Origin of the sequence: Lentzea sp. NPDC020367 (assembly GCF_044387305.1) — a bacterium.
Taxonomy (GTDB): domain Bacteria; phylum Actinomycetota; class Actinomycetes; order Mycobacteriales; family Pseudonocardiaceae; genus Lentzea.
In genome coordinates, this window is record NZ_JBIRVV010000007.1 from 220,935 (window position 1) to 241,560 (window position 20,626).

At 69.2% G+C, this 20,626-nt stretch carries 25 protein-coding genes; 16 read left to right on the plus strand and 9 right to left on the minus strand.

Annotation, left to right across the window (positions count from 1 at the left end; genetic code table 11):
• Positions 1 to 15 precede the first annotated feature (15 nt).
• Both ACH413_RS29245 and ACH413_RS29250 read right to left on the minus strand, forming a co-directional pair.
• Positions 16 to 792, minus strand: a complete 777-nt coding sequence (locus ACH413_RS29245) for a class I SAM-dependent methyltransferase (RefSeq protein WP_360042436.1) — start codon at positions 790 to 792, stop codon at positions 16 to 18.
• 7 nt (positions 793 to 799) lie between these two features.
• Positions 800 to 1,732 (minus strand): carbohydrate kinase family protein, encoded by a 933-nt coding sequence (locus ACH413_RS29250; protein WP_360042483.1) that lies wholly within the window; start codon positions 1,730 to 1,732, stop codon positions 800 to 802.
• Between the two features lie 157 nt (positions 1,733 to 1,889).
• On the opposite strand from ACH413_RS29250, the gene ACH413_RS29255 reads away from it, so the two are divergent.
• Positions 1,890 to 2,063, plus strand: a complete 174-nt coding sequence (locus ACH413_RS29255; RefSeq protein WP_170176554.1) for a hypothetical protein — start codon at positions 1,890 to 1,892, stop codon at positions 2,061 to 2,063.
• A 151-nt stretch (positions 2,064 to 2,214) separates the two neighbouring features.
• Here the strand turns inward: ACH413_RS29255 and ACH413_RS29260 are convergent, their stop codons facing one another.
• On the minus strand, positions 2,215 to 2,583 hold the full coding sequence (locus ACH413_RS29260; RefSeq protein WP_030474606.1) for an iron-sulfur cluster assembly accessory protein: 369 nt from the start codon (positions 2,581 to 2,583) through the stop codon (positions 2,215 to 2,217).
• A gap of 174 nt (positions 2,584 to 2,757) precedes the next feature.
• On the minus strand, positions 2,758 to 3,792 hold the full coding sequence (locus tag ACH413_RS29265; RefSeq protein ID WP_360042431.1) for a glycerate kinase: 1,035 nt from the start codon (positions 3,790 to 3,792) through the stop codon (positions 2,758 to 2,760).
• A gap of 42 nt (positions 3,793 to 3,834) precedes the next feature.
• Here ACH413_RS29265 and ACH413_RS29270 point away from each other — a divergent pair, with 42 nt between their 5' ends.
• From ACH413_RS29270 to ACH413_RS29280, 3 genes are read left to right on the plus strand one after another with little or no spacing between them, the layout of a single operon-like run.
• Positions 3,835 to 4,461: a DUF3043 domain-containing protein gene (locus tag ACH413_RS29270; protein ID WP_360042428.1), complete on the plus strand. Its 627-nt coding sequence runs from the start codon at positions 3,835 to 3,837 to the stop codon at positions 4,459 to 4,461.
• Entirely contained in the window at positions 4,462 to 5,097 is a 636-nt protein-coding gene (locus ACH413_RS29275; protein ID WP_360042426.1) for a class I SAM-dependent methyltransferase, read from the plus strand.
• 33 nt (positions 5,098 to 5,130) lie between these two features.
• Positions 5,131 to 6,117 (plus strand): aldo/keto reductase family protein, encoded by a 987-nt coding sequence (locus ACH413_RS29280; RefSeq protein ID WP_360042423.1) that lies wholly within the window; start codon positions 5,131 to 5,133, stop codon positions 6,115 to 6,117.
• On the opposite strand, the gene ACH413_RS29285 is transcribed toward ACH413_RS29280, so the two are convergent.
• On the minus strand, positions 6,114 to 6,314 hold the full coding sequence (locus tag ACH413_RS29285) for a hypothetical protein (RefSeq protein ID WP_360042420.1): 201 nt from the start codon (positions 6,312 to 6,314) through the stop codon (positions 6,114 to 6,116). The two genes, ACH413_RS29280 and ACH413_RS29285, sit on opposite strands and share 4 nt — an antisense overlap.
• A 16-nt stretch (positions 6,315 to 6,330) precedes the next feature.
• Here ACH413_RS29285 and cobU point away from each other — a divergent pair, with 16 nt between their 5' ends.
• From cobU to cobS, 3 genes are read left to right on the plus strand one after another with little or no spacing between them, the layout of a single operon-like run.
• On the plus strand, positions 6,331 to 6,882 hold the full coding sequence (cobU, locus tag ACH413_RS29290) for a bifunctional adenosylcobinamide kinase/adenosylcobinamide-phosphate guanylyltransferase (RefSeq protein ID WP_360042417.1): 552 nt from the start codon (positions 6,331 to 6,333) through the stop codon (positions 6,880 to 6,882).
• A complete protein-coding gene (cobT, locus tag ACH413_RS29295; RefSeq protein ID WP_360042414.1) occupies positions 6,879 to 7,937 on the plus strand; it encodes a nicotinate-nucleotide--dimethylbenzimidazole phosphoribosyltransferase in 1,059 nt (352 codons plus the stop codon). The genes cobU and cobT overlap by 4 nt, the downstream gene beginning before the upstream one ends.
• A 10-nt stretch (positions 7,938 to 7,947) precedes the next feature.
• Complete coding sequence (gene cobS, locus ACH413_RS29300) at positions 7,948 to 8,649, plus strand: adenosylcobinamide-GDP ribazoletransferase (protein WP_360042411.1); 702 nt, start codon at positions 7,948 to 7,950, stop codon at positions 8,647 to 8,649.
• Positions 8,650 to 8,658: 9 nt separating this feature from the next.
• Here cobS and ACH413_RS29305 read toward each other — a convergent pair whose 3' ends face one another.
• On the minus strand, positions 8,659 to 9,750 hold the full coding sequence (locus ACH413_RS29305; RefSeq protein ID WP_360042408.1) for a branched-chain amino acid aminotransferase: 1,092 nt from the start codon (positions 9,748 to 9,750) through the stop codon (positions 8,659 to 8,661).
• A 92-nt stretch (positions 9,751 to 9,842) separates the two neighbouring features.
• Between ACH413_RS29305 and ACH413_RS29310 the strand changes: the two genes are divergently transcribed.
• Positions 9,843 to 10,121 carry a hypothetical protein gene (locus tag ACH413_RS29310; RefSeq protein WP_360042405.1) on the plus strand — a complete coding sequence of 93 codons (279 nt, stop codon included), beginning with the start codon at positions 9,843 to 9,845 and terminating at the stop codon, positions 10,119 to 10,121.
• Here the strand turns inward: ACH413_RS29310 and ACH413_RS29315 are convergent.
• Positions 10,051 to 11,286, minus strand: coding sequence for an amino acid permease (locus ACH413_RS29315; RefSeq protein ID WP_360042402.1), 1,236 nt, complete (start codon positions 11,284 to 11,286; stop codon positions 10,051 to 10,053). The genes ACH413_RS29310 and ACH413_RS29315 overlap by 71 nt on opposite strands.
• A 200-nt stretch (positions 11,287 to 11,486) precedes the next feature.
• Here ACH413_RS29315 and ACH413_RS29320 point away from each other — a divergent pair, with 200 nt between their 5' ends.
• A complete protein-coding gene (locus ACH413_RS29320) occupies positions 11,487 to 12,959 on the plus strand; it encodes a leucyl aminopeptidase (protein ID WP_360042399.1) in 1,473 nt (490 codons plus the stop codon).
• A gap of 256 nt (positions 12,960 to 13,215) precedes the next feature.
• Here the strand turns inward: ACH413_RS29320 and ACH413_RS29325 are convergent, their stop codons facing one another.
• Complete coding sequence (locus ACH413_RS29325; RefSeq protein WP_360042396.1) at positions 13,216 to 13,584, minus strand: VOC family protein; 369 nt, start codon at positions 13,582 to 13,584, stop codon at positions 13,216 to 13,218.
• 62 nt (positions 13,585 to 13,646) lie between these two features.
• Here ACH413_RS29325 and ACH413_RS29330 point away from each other — a divergent pair, with 62 nt between their 5' ends.
• Both ACH413_RS29330 and ACH413_RS29335 read left to right on the plus strand, forming a co-directional pair.
• Positions 13,647 to 14,105 carry a MarR family transcriptional regulator gene (locus ACH413_RS29330; RefSeq protein ID WP_360042393.1) on the plus strand — a complete coding sequence of 153 codons (459 nt, stop codon included), beginning with the start codon at positions 13,647 to 13,649 and terminating at the stop codon, positions 14,103 to 14,105.
• A gap of 38 nt (positions 14,106 to 14,143) precedes the next feature.
• Positions 14,144 to 14,608 carry an OsmC family protein gene (locus ACH413_RS29335; protein WP_360042390.1) on the plus strand — a complete coding sequence of 155 codons (465 nt, stop codon included), beginning with the start codon at positions 14,144 to 14,146 and terminating at the stop codon, positions 14,606 to 14,608.
• Here the strand turns inward: ACH413_RS29335 and ACH413_RS29340 are convergent.
• Positions 14,605 to 14,931, minus strand: a complete 327-nt coding sequence (locus ACH413_RS29340) for an oxidoreductase (protein WP_360042387.1) — start codon at positions 14,929 to 14,931, stop codon at positions 14,605 to 14,607. The genes ACH413_RS29335 and ACH413_RS29340 overlap by 4 nt on opposite strands.
• Positions 14,932 to 15,110: 179 nt before the next feature.
• Here ACH413_RS29340 and lpdA point away from each other — a divergent pair, with 179 nt between their 5' ends.
• The 5 genes from lpdA (at position 15,111) to lipB (ending at position 20,611) form a co-directional block, all read left to right on the plus strand.
• A complete protein-coding gene (lpdA, locus tag ACH413_RS29345; RefSeq protein WP_360042384.1) occupies positions 15,111 to 16,499 on the plus strand; it encodes a dihydrolipoyl dehydrogenase in 1,389 nt (462 codons plus the stop codon).
• A 51-nt stretch (positions 16,500 to 16,550) separates the two neighbouring features.
• A complete protein-coding gene (sucB, locus tag ACH413_RS29350; RefSeq protein ID WP_360042381.1) occupies positions 16,551 to 18,290 on the plus strand; it encodes a 2-oxoglutarate dehydrogenase, E2 component, dihydrolipoamide succinyltransferase in 1,740 nt (579 codons plus the stop codon).
• Positions 18,291 to 18,448: 158 nt separating this feature from the next.
• Positions 18,449 to 19,339, plus strand: coding sequence for a TIGR01777 family oxidoreductase (locus tag ACH413_RS29355; RefSeq protein ID WP_360042378.1), 891 nt, complete (start codon positions 18,449 to 18,451; stop codon positions 19,337 to 19,339).
• Positions 19,336 to 19,926: a phosphatase PAP2 family protein gene (locus ACH413_RS29360; protein WP_360042376.1), complete on the plus strand. Its 591-nt coding sequence runs from the start codon at positions 19,336 to 19,338 to the stop codon at positions 19,924 to 19,926. The genes ACH413_RS29355 and ACH413_RS29360 overlap by 4 nt, the downstream gene beginning before the upstream one ends.
• Positions 19,883 to 20,611 (plus strand): lipoyl(octanoyl) transferase LipB, encoded by a 729-nt coding sequence (lipB, locus tag ACH413_RS29365; RefSeq protein ID WP_360042373.1) that lies wholly within the window; start codon positions 19,883 to 19,885, stop codon positions 20,609 to 20,611. Before ACH413_RS29360 ends, lipB begins: the two co-directional genes overlap by 44 nt.
• The last annotated feature ends 15 nt before the right edge of the window (positions 20,612 to 20,626 follow it).

Below are 20,626 nucleotides of genomic sequence, written 5' to 3' on the forward strand. Positions count from 1 at the left end.
GGGGCCCTTCTCGTTTCAGCGACGTCCCTGAGCACTGCAGATCGCGTACGAGCTGACGACGGTGTCCGGAGACGCCATCAGTTCCAGGTAGCGGGCGAACTCGTCGTCGGTGAGCGGGAGCTTCGGGCGCATCAGCCGCGCGGTCGCGGCGAGCAGGCGGCATCCCGCGGAACCGCCCTCCCACTCCCGCACCTCGCGGGAGCCGCTGACGTCGTTCAGACCGGCGTCGTGCAGCGCCCTCTCGATGCGCGCGCCCCACGCCAGTTCGGCGCCCGCGTGGTCGAGCAACGTCAGCAGGGCGTTCTTCACCCGCATGATCAGCTTCGCGTCCTCGGGACCGGACGACGGCCCGGTGGAGAGGACTTCGAGCGGGAGGCAGTCGAACTCCTCGAGCACGAGCCATCCGCCGGGACGCAGCGAGTCGCGCAGCTTGCGCAGGACGAGGTCGCGGGCGGGGAGGTAGAAGAGCACCAGGCGCGCGTGGACCAGGTCGAACGCGTTGCCGGGCAATATGTTGGATACCACGTCGTGCTCCAGAACGGTGACGTTGTCACGTTCCTCGAGCCGGGTGACGTCGATGTCGGTGACCGTCACGTGCCCGGACGGAGCGACGACGTCGGCGAGCCAGTTCGCCACCGACCCGCCACCACCTCCGACTTCGAGGCAGCGCCAGCCGTCCGCCACACCCAGCTGCTCGACGCGGGCGAACGTGCCCGCGTCGAGCAGAGAGCTCAGCGCGTCGAACTTAGGATCGAGCGACTCACCGGTGTCGCCGAACAGGTACGTCCCCATTGTCCGATCATGGCAGGACGGGAGCGATCTCCTCAGCGGCTTCCGCACCAAACGCGCCACGAATGCGAGCGAGAGCCGACTCGCGCTCGATCACCCACTCCTGCGTGCCCACGGTCTCGAGCACCTCGACGGCGATGAACGAGCCGAGCTGAGCAGCGCGTTCGATGCTCAGGCCCGCGGTGATGCCGGCCAGGAAGCCCGCGCGGAAACCGTCGCCGACACCGGTCGGGTCGGTCTTCGCGACCTCGGGAACGGCGGGGACGTGCAGCGAGAAGCCGTCGCGGTCGACGATCTCGACGCCCTTGGCACCGAGCGTGGTGACGCGCTTGCCGACACGGGCGAGGACGTCGGCCTCGGTCCAGCCGGTCTTCTGCAGCAGCAGTTCCCACTCGTAGTCGTTGCTGAAGAGGTACTCGGCGCCCTCGACGAACGCGCGCGCCTGCTCGCCGTCCATGCGGGCGAGCTGCTGCGACGGGTCGACGGCGAACTTGTAGCCGCGCTGACGGCACTCGTCGGCGTGACGGAGCATCGCCGCGGGGTCGTCGGGGCTGATGATGACGAGTTCGAGGTTCTCGACGCGGTTCGCGATCGGTGCGAGCTCGATGTTGCGCGACTCGGCCATCGCACCGGCGTAGAAGGACGCGATCTGGCACATGTCGTCGTCCGTCGTGCAGACGAACCGCGCGGTGTGCGCGACCTCGGACACGTACACGCCGGACGTGTCGACACCGTGCCGCTCGAGCCACGAGCGGTAGTCGTCGAAGTCCTGGCCGACGGCGCCCACGAGCACCGGCCGCACCCCGAGCACACCGAGGCCGAACGCGATGTTCGCGCCGATGCCACCACGCCGGACTACGAGGTCGTCGACCAGGAAGCTCAGCGACACACGGTCGAGACGCTCCGCGACCAGCTGGTCCGCGAAACGACCCGGAAAGTGCATCAGATGGTCGGTCGCGATGCTGCCGCACACGGCTAGGGGCACGTCGGCTCCTCTTTTCTTGTTGCGCTACGTGACAACTCACCCGGACGAGTACCGCTGTGAAGACTACTGTTTGGTAGGGCTACCGCAGGTCAGACCGCCGTCATACGGTCAGAAGGTGACGATCCCAGAGGCGACCACGATGAGTGAACTGATCGAGGACTGCGCGCAGCTCCCCTTCGCTCTGACCCACCCCGAGCACCCCCTTCCCGCCCCGCGCGACGCCGCGCCCTGGCAGGTCGACGAGCGGTGCGCTCACCAGGTCGAAGGCCTCGCCGAATACGGCGTCTGACTTCTGGGTCTGACTTTCCGGGTCTGACCCTTCTGGGTCTACCTACCGGCTTCTCAGTCTGTCCGGGTCATACCTGGCAGATTTCCTGGTCCACACACGGAGAGGCCGCGTTCCCGTCGATGCGGGAACGCGGCCTCTCCGCGTGTTCGCCTTAGTGGAACGAGTCGCCGCAGGCGCAGGACCCGCCGGCGTTCGGGTTGTCGATCGTGAAGCCCTGCTTCTCGATCGTGTCCACGAAGTCGATGACAGCACCTTCGACGTACGGGGCGCTCATGCGGTCGACGGCGACCTTCATGCCGTTGAAGTCGACCATCGCGTCACCGTCGAGCGCACGCTCGTCGAAGAACAGCTGGTAACGAAGGCCGGCGCAACCACCGGGCTGGACGGCGATGCGCAGGTGCATGTCATCGCGGCCCTCCTGGTCGAGCAGCGCCTTCGCCTTGACGGCGGCCGCATCGGTCAGCGTCACGCCGTGGCTGGGCGCCTCAGTGGTCGAAGCGGCATCCTGAGCGGTCGTCATGGCTCTCCTAAGAGGTCCTTTGCGGGCGGTTCACCCATCAACAACACGGGCGTTCCCCGCCTTGTTCCACTTCCCATGGTCCCACAACGACGGGCCACGTCGCCTCAAGTGTCGACTGTCACGTAGACCACGCTCAAGCCAACCGATATATCAGTGCGCCCCGAGGTGCGGCTATCAACGAGACCACTGCGTGGCCACGTGCCGGGCCGTTGCAATGAGACTTTTGCGGGCGTCCGCAATCGACTTTTGCACAGAGCCGACGTGCTCGGACACCGAGTAGGCGGCCTGGACGCCGGCGGCGCCCATCTCTCGGCGGCCGACGCTGACCTGGCCCGCGACGGCGATGCACGGGATGCCTCGTTCGGCGGCGCCCGAGGCGACGGCGGTGATGAGCTTGCCGCGCAGTGACTGCCAGTCGAAGCTGCCTTCGCCGGTGAGGACGACGTCGGCGTCGTCGAGGGCGGCGTCGAGGCCGGTGAGTTCGCGGACGAGGCCCGCGCCGGACGTCACCGTCGCGCCCAGCGAGAGGAGCGCCGCGCCCAGGCCGCCCGCCGCTCCGGCGCCCGACATGTCGGCTACCGGCTTGAGGACGTCCATGGCGGCGAGCTTCGCTTCGAGACGTTCCACGGCTTCCGGGGACGCGCCCTTCTGCGGGCCGAACGTGCGCGCGGCGCCGTGCGGGCCGAGGAGCGGGTTCTCCACGTCGGACGCGGCCACCAGCGATATATCAGTGAGGTCGACGCCCGCGTCCGACAAGGCGGCGAGCATGCCGGCGCCGCCGTCGGTCGTGCCGGAGCCACCGAGGCCGACCGTGATGACATCGTTGTCGTCCGCAGCTGCCGCGATGAGTTCGCCGACGCCTCGCGTTGTCGCCGTCTCGCAGGACTGCGCGCGGAGGTCTGCGGGGATGAGGTGGAGGCCGCAGGCTTCGGCGGACTCGATGTATGCAAGGCGTCGACCGTTCGCATGCACGCTGAGCCAGCGTGCCTCGACAGGGTCGCCGAGCGGGCCGGTGACGGTGATATATCGGATGTCACCTTCGGTCGCGGCGTGCAGGACGTCGACGAAGCCGGGGCCTCCGTCGGCCAGCGGGCGTTGGGTGACGATGTCGTCGGGCTTGGCGTCGTGCCAGCCGGTGGCGATGGCGTCAGCGGCCTCGCGGGCGGTCAGGGTGCCGCCGAAGCAGTCCGGAGCGATGAGTACGCGCACCTCGCGAAAGGTACAGAAGAACCACTGTCCTACCCTGTCGTTGTGAGGTTCCTGCGTCGCAACGCCGCTGATACCGATGCCCCGGCCACCGAGTCGGCCGACGAGGCCACCGACTCCAACCGCTCCGCGGGCAAGGGCAGGCCCACGCCCAAGCGGCGTGAGGCCCAGGGCAGGCGTTCCGGTCCGGTGCCGCCGCCGCCCCGCACGCAGCGCGAGGCGTTCAAGCGCATGCGCGGCAACAAGGTGAGCAAGGAAGACCGCCGTGCCGCGGCCACCGAGCGTCGTCAGCGCATGATGGCGGGCGACGACAAGTACCTGCTGCCGCGTGACCGCGGTCCGGTGAAGGCGTACATCCGCGACCTCGTCGACTCGCGGCGCAACCTCATGGGCCTGTTCATGCCGCTCGCCGTCCTGGTGTTCGTGGCGCTGCTGACGCCATCGCTGGCCGTGCAGCGGTACGCGACGCTGGCGACGACGTTCATGCTGATCGCGATGATCATCGAGGGCTTCGTGCTCGGCCGCCTCGTCACGCGCAAGGTGCGGGCGAAGTTCCCGACCGAGCCGATCAAGGGCCTGTCGATCGGCTGGTACTCGTTCATCCGCGCGAGCCAGATCCGCAAGCTGCGCGTGCCCAAGCCGCGCGTGAAGCCGGGCGACGCCATCAAGTAGATGGTGCGTCAGCAACCGCGCAAGCTTCAGCTGCCGGAGAAGCTGCGGTGGAACCACAACGAGTGGTACCGCCGCTGGCTGCTCCGGCAGTTGCCGTCCGGGGTCGATTCGGCCTTGGACGTCGGCTGTGGCCTGGGTGATCTGGCTCGATCGCTGAAGGCCCGCGAGGTCACCGCGATCGACGCGAACGCGCGCATGATCGAACGCGCGAGCGCCGGCAGCGATCGGGTCAACTGGATCCACGGCGACGTCCTCACCCACGACCTGGGTCGCTACGACGTCGTCACCGCCGAGGCGAGCCTGCACCACCTGCCGTTGCGCGAAGGCCTCGTCCGGCTCGCCGAGCTGACCAAGCCCGGCGGCACGCTCGTCGTCATCGGGCTCTACCTGACCGCGACGCGATCAGACCGCGCGATGGAGTTCGTGACGTTGCCGGCGAACGCCGTTGTCGGTCTGGTGAAAGCGATCAACGGCACCGGTGGCAATCCCCACGACGCCGAGATGCCGATGGTGATGACGGCGCCGACGTTGCCGGAGATCCGCGCGGCCGCGGCGGAGATCGTGCCCGGCGCATGCGTGCGGAGGCACCTGTTCTGGCGGTATTCCATGGTGTGGCACGCGCCCGAAGTTCATTAGCAGCACGAACGATTTCGGTTTAAGCTCGGATGTATGAAGTTCCGTCGACTGGGCCGCAGCGGCCTGTCCATCAGTGAGATCTCGTACGGCAACTGGCTCACGCACGGTTCCCAGGTCGAAGAGGACCAGGCCCACGCCTGTGTGAAGGCGGCGCTGGAGTCGGGGATCACGACCTTCGACACCGCCGACGTCTACGCCAACACCGCCGCGGAGTCGGTGCTCGGCCGGGCGCTGCAGGGTCAGCGGCGCGAGTCGCTCGAGATCCTCACCAAGGTCTACTGGCCGACCGGTCCTGGCGGCCCCAACGACCGCGGGCTCGGCCGCAAGCACATCATGGAGTCGGCCAACGCGTCGCTGAAGCGGCTGCAGACCGACTACGTCGACCTGTACCAGGCACACCGGTTCGACTACAGCGTCCCGCTCGAGGAGACGATGCTGGCGTTCGCCGACCTCGTCCGCCAGGGCAAGGTCCTCTACGTCGGTGTCTCCGAGTGGACCGCCGAGCAGATCACCCGCGGTGCCGCGCTGGCCCGTGAGCTGAACGTCCCGTTCGTGTCGCACCAGCCGCAGTACTCGATGTTGTGGCGCGTGATCGAGCCGCAGGTCATCCCGGCGTGCGAGCGCGAGGGCCTGAGCCAGATCGTCTTCTCCCCCGTCGCGCAGGGCATCCTGACCGGCAAGTACCTGCCGGGCGCCGAGGTGCCGGAGGGGTCGCGCCTGGCCGACGCGCGCGGGTCGCAGATGATCGCGCGCTGGATGCGGGACGACGTGCTCAACGCCGTTCAGCAGCTCAAGCCGATCGCCGAGGAAGCGGGCATCACGCTGGCGCAGCTCGCCGTCGCGTGGGTGCTGAAGAACCCGAACGTCGCGTCCGCCATCATCGGCGCGTCGCGTCCGGAGCAGGTCTTCGAGAACGTCAAGGCCATCGACATCGAGCTCGACGACGACGTGCTCACGCAGATCGACAAGGTCCTCGAGGGCGTCATCACCGACGACCCGCGGCTCACCGCCCAGGGCTAACCGGCTGGGTGGAGGCTCATCGGGCCGTACACCTCGGATTCCGAGCGCAGCAGCGTGACCTGGTCGACCCCGGCGTCGAGCAGGTCACGCCACTCGGCGTTGAACCAGTCCTCGGCCTCGGTCTGCTCGGCGAACGTCACATCCGGGCCCGCGACGTCGCGTCCGTGTGCATCCTGGTAGCGCCAGCGGTATTCCACGGACGAAGGCTAACTCTTGTCATCTCGGACGCTCGTGCTCGGCGGAGCGCGGTCAGGCAAGTCAGCGCACGCGGAAGGTCTGCTCACCGAGGCGACCGTGACCTACGTCGCAACCGCGCGCAGATATTCCGACGACCCGGACTGGGACGCACGCATCGCGCTGCACGTCGCGCGGCGTCCGTCCACTTGGCACACGGTCGAGGCGTCGGCTCCGGCCGACCTGCCGGCCCTGCTCACCGCCACCCAGTACGAGGACCCGCCGATCCTGGTGGACGACCTGTCGACGTGGCTGGTCGGCGTGCTCGACGACGCCAACGCGTGGGAAGGCGCCAAGGAGGAAACCAGCGGTGACGTGGTCGCGCACCACATCGACGCGATCGTGCGTTCGGTCGCGACGTGCCGGGCACGACTGGTGCTGGTGACGGCGGAGGTCGGCCTCGGCGTCATTCCGTCGACGCGTTCTGGCAGGCTCTTCCGAGATCACCTCGGTGCGCTCAACGCGCGCGTCGCCGAGGTGTGCGACGAGGTCACCCTGCTCGTCGCCGGCATCCCGTTGAAACTGCGATGAGGAGTGACCAGGTGAGCACCGAGTTCCCGCCGGTCGAACCGCCGGACGAGACCGTTCTGCGCGAGGCCGAGGCCCGGCACGCGGTGCTGACCAAGCCGGTCGGCTCGCTCGGACGGCTCGAGGAGCTGGGCAACTGGATCGCGGCCTGCCAGGGCGTCGTGCCGCCCAAGCCGTTCGTGCGGCCGCGGGTCGTCGTGTTCGCGGGCGACCACGGCATCACCGCTCAGGGCGTGTCGGCGTTCCCGAGCGAGGTGACCGGCCAGATGGTCGCGAACTTCCTGACCGGCGGCGCCGCCGTGAACGTCCTCGCGCAGGTCGCGGGTGCCACGGTGCGCGTGGTCGACATGGCCGTCGACGCGGACACCCCGGCCGCGGTCAGCCAGCACAAGGTGCGGCGCTCGTCCGGGTCGATCGACCGCGAGGACGCGCTCACCCGTGAGCAGTGCGAGCTCGCGATCGCGGCCGGCCGTGCGGTGGCAGACGAGGAGATCGACGCGGGCGCCGACGTGCTCGTCGCTGGTGACATGGGCATCGGCAACACGACGCCCGCCGCGGTGCTGATCGCGTCGCTGACCGGGTCGGAGCCCGTCGCGGTCGTCGGACGCGGCACCGGCATCGACGACCAGGCCTGGATGCGCAAGACGGCGGCGATCCGGGACGCGCTGCGCCGGGCCCGCCTGGTGATCAGCGACCCGACCGCGTTGCTCGCCACGGCCGGTGGCGCCGACATCGCCGCGATGGCCGGGTTCCTGGCTCAGGCCTCCGTGCGCAAGACGCCGGTCGTGCTCGACGGCGTCGTCGTCGGCGCGGCGGCGGTCGTGGCCGAGGAGTTGGCGCCGGGTGCCCGCGAGTGGTGGGTGGCCGGGCACGAGTCGGCTGAGCCCGCGCACGCGATCGCGCTCGGGCACCTCAACCTCAAGCCGCTGCTGCAGTTCGAGATGCGGCTCGGCGAGGGGTCCGGTGCCGTGGCGGCGCTGCCGTTGCTGATCTCGGCGGTGAAGGTGCTCGCGGAGATGGCGACGTTCGAGAGCGCCGGCATCACGAACAAGGAATGAAGCTCCGCCCTTGAAACTGGCGTTCTCCTGGCTGACAGTCCTGCCGTTGCGCGTCGACGACGTCGACGAGCGAGCGGCAGGACGGGCCATTGCCTGGACGCCCGTCGTCGGCGTCGTCATCGGCGCGTTCGTCGTCGGCGTGCTCAAGCTGCTGGCGATATCCGATATATCGGCGCTCGTGGCCGGGTTCTTGGCCGTCGGCGTCGTCGCGCTGTCGACACGCGGTATGCACCTCGACGGGCTTGCCGACGTGGCCGACGGACTCGGTTGCTACGGGCCGCCGGAGCGTGCGCTCAAGGTCATGAAGGACGGCGGCGCGGGACCGTTCGGTGTCGTCTCGCTGATCGTGGTGCTGGGCGCCCAGGCCGCCGCACTCCCCCACGCCCACTGGGGTGTCGTCCTGCTCGCGTTCGCGACGAGCCGGGCGGCGTTCGGCATCTGTTGCATGCGTGGCGTACCTGCGGCACGGCCTGAGGGGCTCGGTGCGCTCGTTGCGGGCACGCAGCATCCGTTGATGGTCATCGGCACGTGGGTGGTGCTCGCCGCTGCGGCGATTCCGCTCGGGTGGCGCGCGGTCGTGGCCGTCGTCGTCGCGTTCGCGCTCGTGTGGCTGCTGGTGAAGCACACCGGAAAGCGTTTCGGCGGCATCACCGGTGATGTGCTCGGTGCTGCCGCCGAAATCGCGCTCCTGGCCGTGCTGGTGATCGCCTAACCCAGAGCCCTACGAGTGCAGCACCGTCATCCAGCCGTGGGTGTCGGCGACGTGGCCGTGCTGGAGGCCGGTCAGGCGCTCGCGCAGCTGCTTCGTCACCGAGCCGGTGCCGCCGTCGGCGATGTCGAACTCGCCACCGGCGTGCTTGACGTGGCCGACCGGCGTGATGACCGCGGCCGTGCCACAGGCGAAGACCTCGGTGAGCTCACCGGAGGCGTTGGCCTTCTCCCACTCGTCGGTCGAGATGCGGCGCTCCTCGACGGTCAGGCCGAGTTCGGAGGCCAGTTCCAGCAGCGAGCTCCGGGTGATGCCGGGCAGCAGCGTGCCGGTCAGCTCCGGCGTGATCACCTTGTCCCCGAAGACGAAGAACAGGTTCATGCCGCCCATCTCCTCGACCCAGCGGCGTTCCACCGCGTCGAGCCAGACGACCTGGTCGCAGCCCTTCTCGGCGGCCTGAGCCTGCGCCACGAGGGACGCGGCGTAGTTGCCGGCGAACTTGGCCGCGCCGGTGCCACCGGGAGCCGCGCGGACGTACTCGGTCGAGAGCCACACGCTCACCGGCCGGACGCCGCTCGCGAAGTAGGAGCCGGCCGGGGAGGCGATCAGCACGTAGAGGTACTCGGTCGCGGGTCGCACGCCGAGGCCCTTCTCCGTGGAGATCATGAACGGCCGCAGGTAGAGGGACTCCTCCTCGGCCGAGGGCACCCAGCGGTCGTCGACCGCGAGGATCTGCCGCACGGACTCCAGGAAGAGCTCGTCGGGAAGTTCGGGCATCGCCATGCGGCGGGCCGAGGCGCGGAAGCGCTCGGCGTTGGCCGCGGGGCGGAAGGACGCGATCGAACCGTCGGGCTGCCGGTAGGCCTTGAGCCCTTCGAAGATCGCCTGGCCGTAGTGCAGCACCATTGCCGCGGGGTCCAGTGCGAGGGTGGAGTACGGGCCGACCTCAGCGTCGTGCCAGCCCTGCTCGCGGTTCCAGCGGATCGTCACCATGTGGTCGGTGAAGTGCTGCCCGAAGCCCGGCTTGGCAAGTACCTCCGCTACGCGCTCCGGGGTCGCCGGGTGCGGGTGGGGAGTCCGGGTGAAAGGCAACTCGCTCGTCATGTGAGCACGGTAACCCGCAGGTGGGGATACGGAAAATCGTCTTCCCAAAACTCGGACGTCCTACTAAGTGAAGCTCGATAGAGTCCCCGGCCATGACCGAGCCGGAAAGATCTTCGAAGGGTGCGGACGTCCGCACGGTGTTGCAGGCCGCGCTGCTCGTTCTGGGCACCGGCATGACGTTGCTCGACGGGTGGGTGATCGAGGGCTCCGGGGGCGTCGTCGTCGCGGTGTTCCTCGTCATCGTCTTCCTGACCGTCTACCGCAGCATCACCAAGAACGGCCCTCTCAACAACGGCCGCGTCATCGGGCTTGCGGTGTGTGTTGGCGTGACGCTGCTCGTTTTCCTCTCAGTGACGCTGTCAGGCCAATGAGCCCGGTGCCGATGCCCAGTCCCGCGATGGAGATCAGCATCGCGGGCACCGGCATGCTCATCGCGAGCAGCACCGAGAGCCCAAGTCCGAGACAAGCCGTGCGCATGGGCCACGTGCGGTCGTTCTGCAGCAGGACTCGAGCCGACGCGTTCGTGAAGGCGTAGTAGAACAACGTCCCGCACGCCGCCACGCCCAGCGCCGTCCCCAACGGCATGAGCACCACGGCGAGTGCGGAAGCGACGACCACGACGAGCGTCAGCGCGCCGGGCTTGAGGCGGGTCGGCAGGTCGCCGTCCTCGGCCAGACCGGTCAGCGTGCGGTGCGCGGACGTGAGGACGAAGTGCAGCGCGGCCACACCTGCCACCGCCGCGGCGATCTGCACGAGCGGCACCAGCGCGGCCGAGTCTGCGGCGACGAGCGCGTCGCGCAACGGAGCCGGTGACAACGCGAGGCGCGCGCTGCCGAGCTGACGGAGCACACCGGCGCCCACGGCCAGATAGACCACGAACGACAGTCCGATCAGGACCGGAATCGCGATCTTCAGCACGGACACCGGGTGCGGTCGCTCACCGCGGTGCGGCGCGGTGATGCGCTCGAAGCCGGCGAAGGCCATGAACATCAGGCCGGCGACGCCGACGAGTTCGTTGGGGGTGCCGGTCTCCCCCACCGACGGCACGGGCGCGATCGAGAAGCTCGCCGCGACGACCAGCGCCAGCACGCCGAGGACGACCACGGACACCAGCACGCTGACGCCCGCGGTGAAGCGGAAGCCGACCGCGCCGAGCAACGCCGTCGCGACGACCAGGGCGAGCGCGCCGATCATCGGCTGGTCCGGCACCACGTACGCGCCGAACATCGACGCCACCGCGGCCGCCATGGCGCACCGGCCCAGAAGGTGTGCACTCGCTGTCATCCGTGCGGGCCACACGCCGAGCTGCGCGCGCACGTATCCGTAACCGCCGCCGACGTCCGGGTAGGCACGGGACTGGTCGGCGGTCGAGAAGGCCGAGCAGAGGGCGGCGAGCGCGGAGACGGCCAGCGCCGGGAGCACCCACCAGCCCGCAAGTCCTGCGGCTGGGGCGAATCCGGCGAAGACCCCCGCTCCGAGCACCGCGGGAAGACCGAGCGCGACCGTCGTGACGATCTCGCGAGGCGTGTGGGTCACGGGGTACACGTTCTCAGATGCGGCATCCGGCCGTAACCACCCGGTCGACTGATGCGTGAAACGGGCGAATCGCCACTGTGCGCAACTGTCAACGTCACGGATTGCGGCGATCGTGGCGGGGCTGGGCATTAGTGGGACAGTCCGACCTTTAGCATGAGTCACGATTCCGAGCCCCGCCCGCAACAACCCTGGAGCAGCACGTGACAGCCCCGAAGCTGGCCCTCACCGAGGGTGACCTGAGCACCACCGCCGCGGACGCAGTCGTCGTGGGCACCCTGCAGGGTGCGGACGGTCTGGAGCTCGCCCCCGGTGCCGAAGCTGTCGCCGCCGCGTTCGACGGCGCGCTGCTCGACGTGCTCGGCACCCTGCGCGCGTCCGGCAAGGCCGACGAGCTGGTGAAGGTGCCGACGTTCGGCAAGATCGCCGCCCCGCTCGTGCTGGCCGTCGGCCTCGGCAAGACCGCCGGTGAAGAGCAGGTGCGCCGCGCGTCCGGTGTCGCCGCCCGCGCACTGGGTGGCAAGAAGCGCGCGATCAACACGCTCGCAGCCCTGCACGTCGGCGCGGCGGCCGAGGGCACGCTGCTCGGCGCCTACTCGTTCACCGAGTACAAGTCCGACAAGGGCGAGGGCCCGGTCGTGAAGGTCGACCTGCACGCCGCCGGTTCCAAGGAGAACAAGGCCGCGCTGAAGGCCGCCGTCGCGATCGCCGAGTCCGTCGCCATCGCGCGTGACTTCATCAACACGCCGCCGAACGACCTCTACCCCGCCTCGTTCGCCGCCCGCGCGGAGAAGCTCGCCACCGCGGCCGGTCTCGACGTCGAGATCCTCGACGAGAAGGCGCTGAAGAAGCAGGGCTTCGGCGGCATCCTGGGTGTCGGCGTCGGTTCGACGCGCCAGCCGCGCCTCGTGCGCATCTCGTACAAGGGCGCGAAGGCCGTCAAGAAGGTCGCGCTCGTCGGCAAGGGCATCACGTTCGACACCGGCGGCATCTCGATCAAGCCGGCCGCGGGCATGGACGAGATGACCTCGGACATGTCGGGTGCCGCCGCGATCGTCGCCACGATGGTGCTCGCCGCGAAGCTCAAGTACCCGCTGGAGATCATCGCGTCGATCCCGATGGCGGAGAACATGCCGTCCGGTGACGCGTACCGCCCCGGCGACGTGCTGACCATGTACGGCGGCAAGACCGTCGAGGTGCTCAACACCGACGCCGAGGGCCGCCTGATCCTGTCCGACGCCATCGTGCGCGCGTGCGAGGACAACCCCGACTACCTGATCGAGACCGCGACGCTGACCGGGGCGCAGGTCGTCGCCCTCGGCAAGCGCACCTCGGGCGTCATGGGCTCCGACGAGTTCCGCGACCGCGTGGCCGCCATCGGCACCGCCGTCGGCGAGTCGGCGTGGGCGATGCCACTGCCCGAGGAGCTGCGCGCGGACCTCGACTCGCGTCTCGCGGACCTCGCGAACGTGACCGGGCACCGCTGGGGCGGCATGCTCGCCGCCGGGCTGTTCCTGCGCGAGTTCGTGGCCGAGGGCGTGCAGTGGGCGCACATCGACATCGCGGGCCCGGCATTCCACACCGGCGGCCCGTACGGATACACCTCGAAGGGCGGCACCGGCGTTCCGGTGCGGACCATCGCGGCTGTTCTGGCGGACATCGCCGCCAACGGCTGAGCAATTCTTTCCACGCAACGGGCGGAGCTCCTTCGGGGGCTCCGCCCGTTGCGTTGCAGCCGATATATCAGTTGCTTCGGCGCCACTGACCAGCACCTTTGCAACAAGTCTTTTGACTTCGTCCGCAAACGTGTCGTTGCAAGGGCACTCGAGCAGGGGCGTCGGCGGGCGGGCGAAATGGCACCGCGCGGCTATCGCGATGGCGGCTTGCTATTTCGGCGAGAAGCGCGAAGAAGGGCTTGCGGGCATTTGCTCGTCAGGCGCGGTCGTGGAGCGTGACGTGGTAGCCGTCGGGGTCGGCGAAGGTGAACGTGCGGCCGAAGGGGCCGTCGATCGGCGCGGAGACGATGGGGTGGCCGTCGGCGGCGAGGGCGTCGTGGACGGCCTGGACGTCGGTGGCGTGGAACCAGATCGCGGCGCCGATGCCGGGCTGGGCGACGGAGGCGAGATCGGTGCCGGGAACGACGTCGCGGAGTGCGAACGCGATCGGCTTCGTCTCGAAGACGACGGCGTGCGGAGGTCCGGTCGGCGAGCGGACGAGGCCGAGGTACTGCTCGTAGAACGCCCGCGAGGCGTCGAGGTCGCGCGCTTGCAGCGAGATGAAGTCGGGGCCCGTGGCGGCCATGATGACGCTCCTTCTGTCGTGTCAGTATCCTGACACGCACCACGCTATGTCAGAATACTGACATGAGTCAAGACGGTGCCGGCGTCGACCTGGAGACGTCACTGGGCTACCTGCTGAAAGAGGCGTCGAGCGTGCTCCGCGCCGCCATGGAGGAGGTGCTGCGGCCGCTCGGGATGAGCGTGACGCACTACTCCTGCCTCGAACTGCTGGCGCAGCGGCCGGGTCTGTCGAACTCCGAGCTCGCGCGGGGCGCGTTCGTCACTCGGCAGTCGATGAGCGTGCTGCTCCAGACCCTGGAACGGGACGGCTACGTGACCAGGCCCGCGGCGGCACCCGTCGGGAAGGTTCTTCCCACGCGGCTCACGCCTCGCGGGCGGCGGAGTCTCGAGGCCGCGTCCGCGGCGGTCCGGTCCGTCGAGGTCAGGATGCTGGGCGGGCTGACGGAGGCCGAGCAGGCGAACGCTTTCCGGATCCTGCGGGGGATGATCCATTCCCTGCGCGACGGCGGTGACGACGCGTAGGGCTGTGCCGTGGGGCCCGGCGGGAGGAGTATTTCCACATGGGGACGCATCAGTACGAGGCCGACGTCGTCTGGACCGGGAACACCGGGAGCGGCACTTCCGGGTACAAGTCCTACGAACGCGCGCACGAGGTCCGGGTCGAGGGCAAGGAGACGATCCTCGGGTCGTCCGATCCGTCGTTCCGGGGTGATCGCGGCCGGTACAACCCCGAGGAACTGCTCGTCGCGTCGCTCTCGCAGTGCCACATGCTCTGGTACCTGCACCTCGCGTCGGTCAACGGCGTCGTCGTGACCGGCTACCGCGACCACGCCACCGGTGTCATGGCCGAGCACTCGGACGGGTCCGGGCGGTTCACCGAGGTGGTGCTCAACCCCGTCGTGACGGTCGCCGATCCCGCGACCAAGGAGACGGCGCAGGCGTTGCACGAGAAAGCGCATTCGATGTGCTTCATCGCGGCGAGCGTCAATTTCCCCGTTCGGCACGAGCCGGTCGTGAGGATTTAGAGTTCGCCGGAAGCCTTTTTTCGCGCGGTGTAGTCGCGCATGCGCTTCGGGTAACCCACGATGCCCGCGTCGTAGATCGGCATGCCGAGTTTGCGTGCGAACGACCGCGCGGCGTCCGGCGACGGCACCCGGCGCCGGGTCCACTCGCCGTCGTGAGCGACCAGGACCACAGTGGTCTCGGTCACCGTGGTCTTCGGCTCCACATAGGCCTCGACGCCGTGGCGGCTCTTCGTCCACTGTTCGAGGTGGCTCGTGTCCTGGTTGGAAGCGGTCCGCAGCACACCTGCGCGCGGCTTCCTGCGAAAACGATCGAACAGCCCCATCGGGCACCTCCTGCGCTTCCCTCCACCATGGTGCCAGGTAAGGGTGTTATGAGTAGGTGAATGATCAGAGCCGGGCGTGGTGTCCTATGCCGGATCACCGCGCTCCGGCAACTAGTGACAAGATGGCCGCGTACCTCGCGCGCACCCGCGCGTAGTAAGTAATCCCGAGGAGATCCGAAGTGACTTCGCCGGAACTGGAGTCGGCCACCAACGCCGATCTCGTCATCCTCGGCGGTGGTTCAGGTGGCTACGCCTGCGCGTTCCGCGCGGCCGAGCTCGGCCTGTCCGTCGTCCTGGTCGAGAAGGACAAGCTGGGTGGCACCTGCCTGCATCGCGGTTGCATCCCGACCAAGGCGCTGCTGCACGCGGCCGAGGTGGCGGACAACGCCCGCGAAGGCGACCAGTTCGGTGTGAAGAGCTCGCTCGAGGGCATCGACATCGCCGGCGTCAACTCGTACAAGGACGGCGTGATCTCGCGGCTCTACAAGGGCCTGCAGGGACTCGCGAAGGCCAACAAGGTCACCCTCGTCGAGGGCGCGGGCACGTTCGTCGGCCCGAACACCGTCGAGGTGAACGGCCAGCGCTACGTCGGCAAGAACGTCGTTCTCGCCACCGGTTCGTACGCCCGCAGCCTGCCCGGTCTGGAGATCGGCGGCCGGGTCATCACCAGCGACCAGGCGCTCAACCTGGACTTCATCCCGGAGAAGGTCGTCGTCCTGGGCGGCGGCGTCATCGGCGTGGAGTTCGCGAGCGTGTGGCGTTCGTTCGGCGCCGACGTGACCATCGTCGAGGCCCTGCCCCGCCTGGTCCCGGCCGAGGACGAGTACGCGTCCAAGCAGCTGGAGCGCGCGTTCCGCAAGCGCGGCATCAAGTTCAAGACCGGTGTGAAGTTCACCGGCGCCACCCAGTCCGACTCGGGTGTGTCGATCACGCTGGAGAACGGCGACGTCCTCGACGCCGACCTGCTGCTCGTCGCGGTCGGCCGCGGCCCGAACAGCGCGGGTCACGGTTACGAGGAGGCCGGGATCACGATCGACCGCGGCTTCGTCATCACCGACGAGCACCTGCGCACGAACCTGCCGAACGTCTACGCCGTCGGTGACATCGTCCCCGGCCTGCAGCTCGCGCACCGCGGTTTCCAGCAGGGCATCTTCGTGGCCGAGGAGATCGCCGGCCAGAACCCGAAGGTGATCGACGAGGCGGGCATCCCGCGCGTCACCTACTGCAAGCCCGAGGTCGCCTCCGTCGGTCTCTCCGAGGCCGCGGCCAAGGAGAAGTACGGCTCGGCCGAGGTCTTCATCTACGACCTCGCGGGCAACGGCAAGAGCCAGATCCTCAAGACCGCTGGTGGCGTGAAGCTCGTCAAGGCCCCCGACGGCCCGGTCGTCGGCGTCACCATGGTCGGCGAACGCGTCGGCGAGCTCATCGGTGAAGCACAGCTGATCTACAGCTGGGAGGCTTACCCGGAGGACGTGGCTCCGTTGATCCACGCCCACCCGACCCAGACTGAAGCCCTCGGCGAGGCGTTCCTCGCCCTGGCCGGCAAGCCGCTGCACGTGCACGGCTGACCGTTCCCCACACAAAGTCAGCCACACGAGAGCACGAGGAGTCAGCGAACAATGGCCTTCTCCGTCCAGATGCCCGCACTCGGTGAGAGCGTCACCGAGGGCACGGTCACCCGGTGGTTGAAGCAGGAAGGCGACCGGGTGGAGGTGGACGAGCCGTTGCTCGAGGTCTCCACCGACAAGGTCGACACCGAGATCCCGTCCCCGGCGGCCGGCGTCCTGCAGAAGATCGTCGCGCAGGAGGACGACACCGTCGAGGTCGGTGGCGAGCTCGCGGTCATCGGTGACGGCGACGCCGCACCGGCTGCCGAGCCCGCTCCCGCGCAGGAGGCTCCGGCCCCCGCGAAGGAAGAGGCTCCTGCCGCTCCCGCCCCGGCACAGGAAGAGGCTCCGGCCCCGGCCGCGCCGTCCGGTGGTTCGGCCGAGGGCACCGACGTCACGATGCCCGCGCTCGGCGAGTCCGTCACCGAGGGCACCGTCACCCGCTGGCTCAAGCAGGTCGGCGACAGCGTCGAGGTCGACGAGCCGCTGCTCGAGGTCTCGACCGACAAGGTCGACACCGAGATCCCGTCGCCGGTCGCGGGCACGTTGCTCGAGATCAGCGCCGGTGAGGACGAGACCGTCGAGGTCGGCGGCAAGCTCGCCGTCATCGGTTCGGGCAGCCCCGCGCAGTCCGCTCCCGCCCCGGAGACCAAGCCCGAACCGAAGCAGGAAGCGCCCCAGCAGGCCGCTCCGGCTCCGGCCCCGCAGCAGGCTGCCCCGGCACCCGCTCCGGCTCCGGCCGCCCCGGCTCCGCAGGCCGCTCCGGCCGCCGCGCCCGCCGCGTCTTCTTCCGACGACGCGAACGGCTCGCCGTACGTCACTCCGCTCGTGCGCAAGCTCGCGTCGGAGAACGGCATCGACCTGGGCTCGCTCAAGGGCACCGGCGTCGGTGGCCGCATCCGCAAGCAGGACGTGCTCGCCGCCGTCGAGGCCAAGAAGGCCCCGGCTCCGGCACCGGCCGCCGCTGCTCCCGCCGCGTCCGCCCCCGCCGCTCGCACCGCCGCCCCGGCGTCGGTCGACAACTCGGGCAAGCGCGGCACCGTGCAGAAGCTCCCGCGCCTGCGTCAGATCGTCGCGCAGCGCACGCGTGAGTCGCTGCAGATGTCGGCCCAGCTCACCCAGGTGTTCGAGGTCGACGTGACCAAGATCGCCCGGCTGCGCAACCAGGCCAAGAAGGCGTTCGAGGCTCGTGAGGGCGCCAAGCTCACGTTCCTGCCGTTCTTCGCCAAGGCCGCCATCGAGGCCCTCAAGGCCCACCCGGTGCTCAACGCGTCGATCGACGAGGAGCGCAAGGAGGTCACCTACCACGGTGCCGAGCACCTCGGTCTGGCGATCGACACGGAGCGCGGCCTGCTCAACGCCGTGATCCACAACGCCGGTGACCTGAACCTGTCGGGCATCGCCCACAAGATCGGTGACCTGGCGGCGCGCGCCCGCTCGAACAAGCTCACGCCCGACGAGCTCGCCGGCGGCACGTTCTCGCTGACCAACCTCGGCAGCAACGGCGCGCTCTTCGACACCCCGATCATCCAGCAGCCGCAGGTCGGCATCCTGGGCGTCGGCGTCGTCAAGAAGCGCGCGGTCGTCATCACCGACGAGGACGGCGGCGACACCATCGCGATCCGCTCGATGATGTACCTCGCGCTCACCTACGACCACCGCCTGGTCGACGGTGCCGACGCGGGCCGCTTCCTCACGACGGTCAAGAACCGTCTCGAGGAAGGCGCGTTCGAGGCCGACCTCGGTCTCTGACCCGCGTTACCAGCACTGATATCCGATATATTGGATATCGACTGAATAGTGTGACCTGAAGGCCACTCCGGTTTGCCGGGGTGGCCTTCGGCACATCCTGGGTCCGGTATGCGAAGTACGGCTGTGCACGTGACGCGTCAGTGGGGAACGATCTAGGTATGCGCGTTGTCATCGCGGGATCGTCGGGATTGATCGGCACGAGCCTGGTGGCGTCCATGCGCGCCGCCGGGCACGAGGTGCTGCGGCTGGTGCGCCGCAAAGCCGCCGCGCCCGACGAACGCGGGTGGGACCCGTACGCCGGGCGCATCGACGACGGAACGTTCGACGGCGTTGACGCCGTCGTCAACCTGTGCGGTGCGGGCATCGGCGACAAGCGGTGGGACGACGCGCGCAAGCAGGTCCTGCACGACAGCCGGGTCGTTCCGGCCGAGGTGCTGTCGGCGGCGGTCGTCGAGCACGGCGTGCCGACGCTGGTGAGCTCGTCGGGTGCCCACTTCTACGGCGACACCGGATCGCGCCTCGCGGACGAGGACGCGCCGGGCGGCCACAGCTACATGTCGCGGCTGACCCAGGACTGGGAAGCGGCGACGTCCGTGGCGCAGGAAGGCGGCGTGCGTGTCGTACTAATGCGCACCGCTGTCGTCATCTCCCCGTCCGGTGGCGTGTTCGGCCGGTTGAGGCCGGTCTTCCAGTTCTTCCTGGGCGGCAAGCTCGGGTCCGGGGAGCAGTACTTCCCGTGGGTGTCGCTGGACGACGTCGTGTCGGCCTACCGGTTCGTCGTCGAGCACGACGACGTCCGCGGGCCGGTCAACGTCGCGGGTCCGACGCCGGTCACGAACGCCGAGTTCACCAAGGCGGTCGGCACCGCGCTGCACCGGCCGACGCCGTGGACCGTGCCGGCGTTCGCGCTCAAGACGCTGCTCGGCGGTGAGATGGCCGAGGAACTGCTGCTCAGCGGTCCTGGCCTGACGCCGAAGGTGCTGGAGAGCCGCGGCTTCCACTTCCTGCACCCGGCACTGCCGGCGGCGCTGAACGCGGCGGTCGCGTGACTCGAGTCGTCGCGGCCCTCCTGCTGATCTCGTGGATCCTCCTGGGACTCCCCGAGATGACCGGGCTCGACGTGTGGGTGCACAACGGGCTGCCGCGACCGGAGTGGTTGCAGACGACGGCGTTCGTGGTGGGCCTGGTGCTCGGGCCGACGATCGGGTGGGCGTTCGCGGCGGTGTTGTTCGTGCTCGCCTGGAAGCGGCGCGATCCGCGGTTGTGGAAGGCGTTGGCGTTGCACGCGCTGTGCTGCGCGACGCTGCTGACGAGGTTCCTGTTCGACCGCGTCCGTCCCATCGAGTACCACCTGCCCAGCTATCCCAGCGGACACACGGTGGCGATCGCGTCCACGGCGTTCACGCTGGTCGTGCTGCTGCGCAGGACCACCTGGAACGTGGCGCTGTGGGCGGTGCTCGCGGTGCTGGTGGGCGGGTTCGCCAGGATCGTGCTGGAGATGCACTGGGTCACCGACGTCATCGGCGCCGTGCTGGGTGTGACGGGCGTTGGACTCGTGGCAGCACTCGCTCTGGGGTTGGTAACGTCGGGTCGTGAACTCGTGCCGCACCTCGTCAGACCCCGTCGTCATCCGTGAGCTGGGGCTCATCGACTACATGACGGCGTGGGACCTCCAGAAGGAGATCGCGGAGGCACGCGCGGGCGGCACGGGCCCGGACACCCTTCTGCTGCTCGAACACCCGCCCGTCTACACCTGCGGCAGGCGGACCCTCGACGAGGAGCGCCCGCTCGGGGGCAGCACCCCGGTCATCGACGTCGACCGCGGCGGCAAGATCACCTGGCACGGCCCGGGCCAGCTGGTCGGTTACCCGATCATCAGGCTGTCCGAGCCGATGGACGTCGTGGACTACGTGCGGCGCGTCGAGCAGGGCCTGATCGACGTGTGCGATCAGCTCGGTGTGCACACCGGCCGGATCGAGGGCCGCAGCGGTGTCTGGCTGCCGGCCGACGACCGGGGTCCGGAGCGCAAGGTCGCCGCCATCGGCATCCGCGTGCAGCGCGGCGTGACCATGCACGGCTTCGAGATCAACTGCAACGCGAGCCTCGACGCGTTCGGCGACATCATCCCGTGCGGCATCAAGGACGCGGGCGTCGCTTCTCTCTCGCACGAACTGGGCCGCGACGTCACCGTCGCCGAGGTGCTGCCGCTCGCCCGTGACGCTGTGCTCGCGGCGCTCGACGGCACGCTCCCCCTGACGGACCGCACTTTGACCCGCACTGGCCCCGTCGCTCCGGGTATCACCTTCGCTAGCATTCCGTAGCCCTGCGGCGGGGAG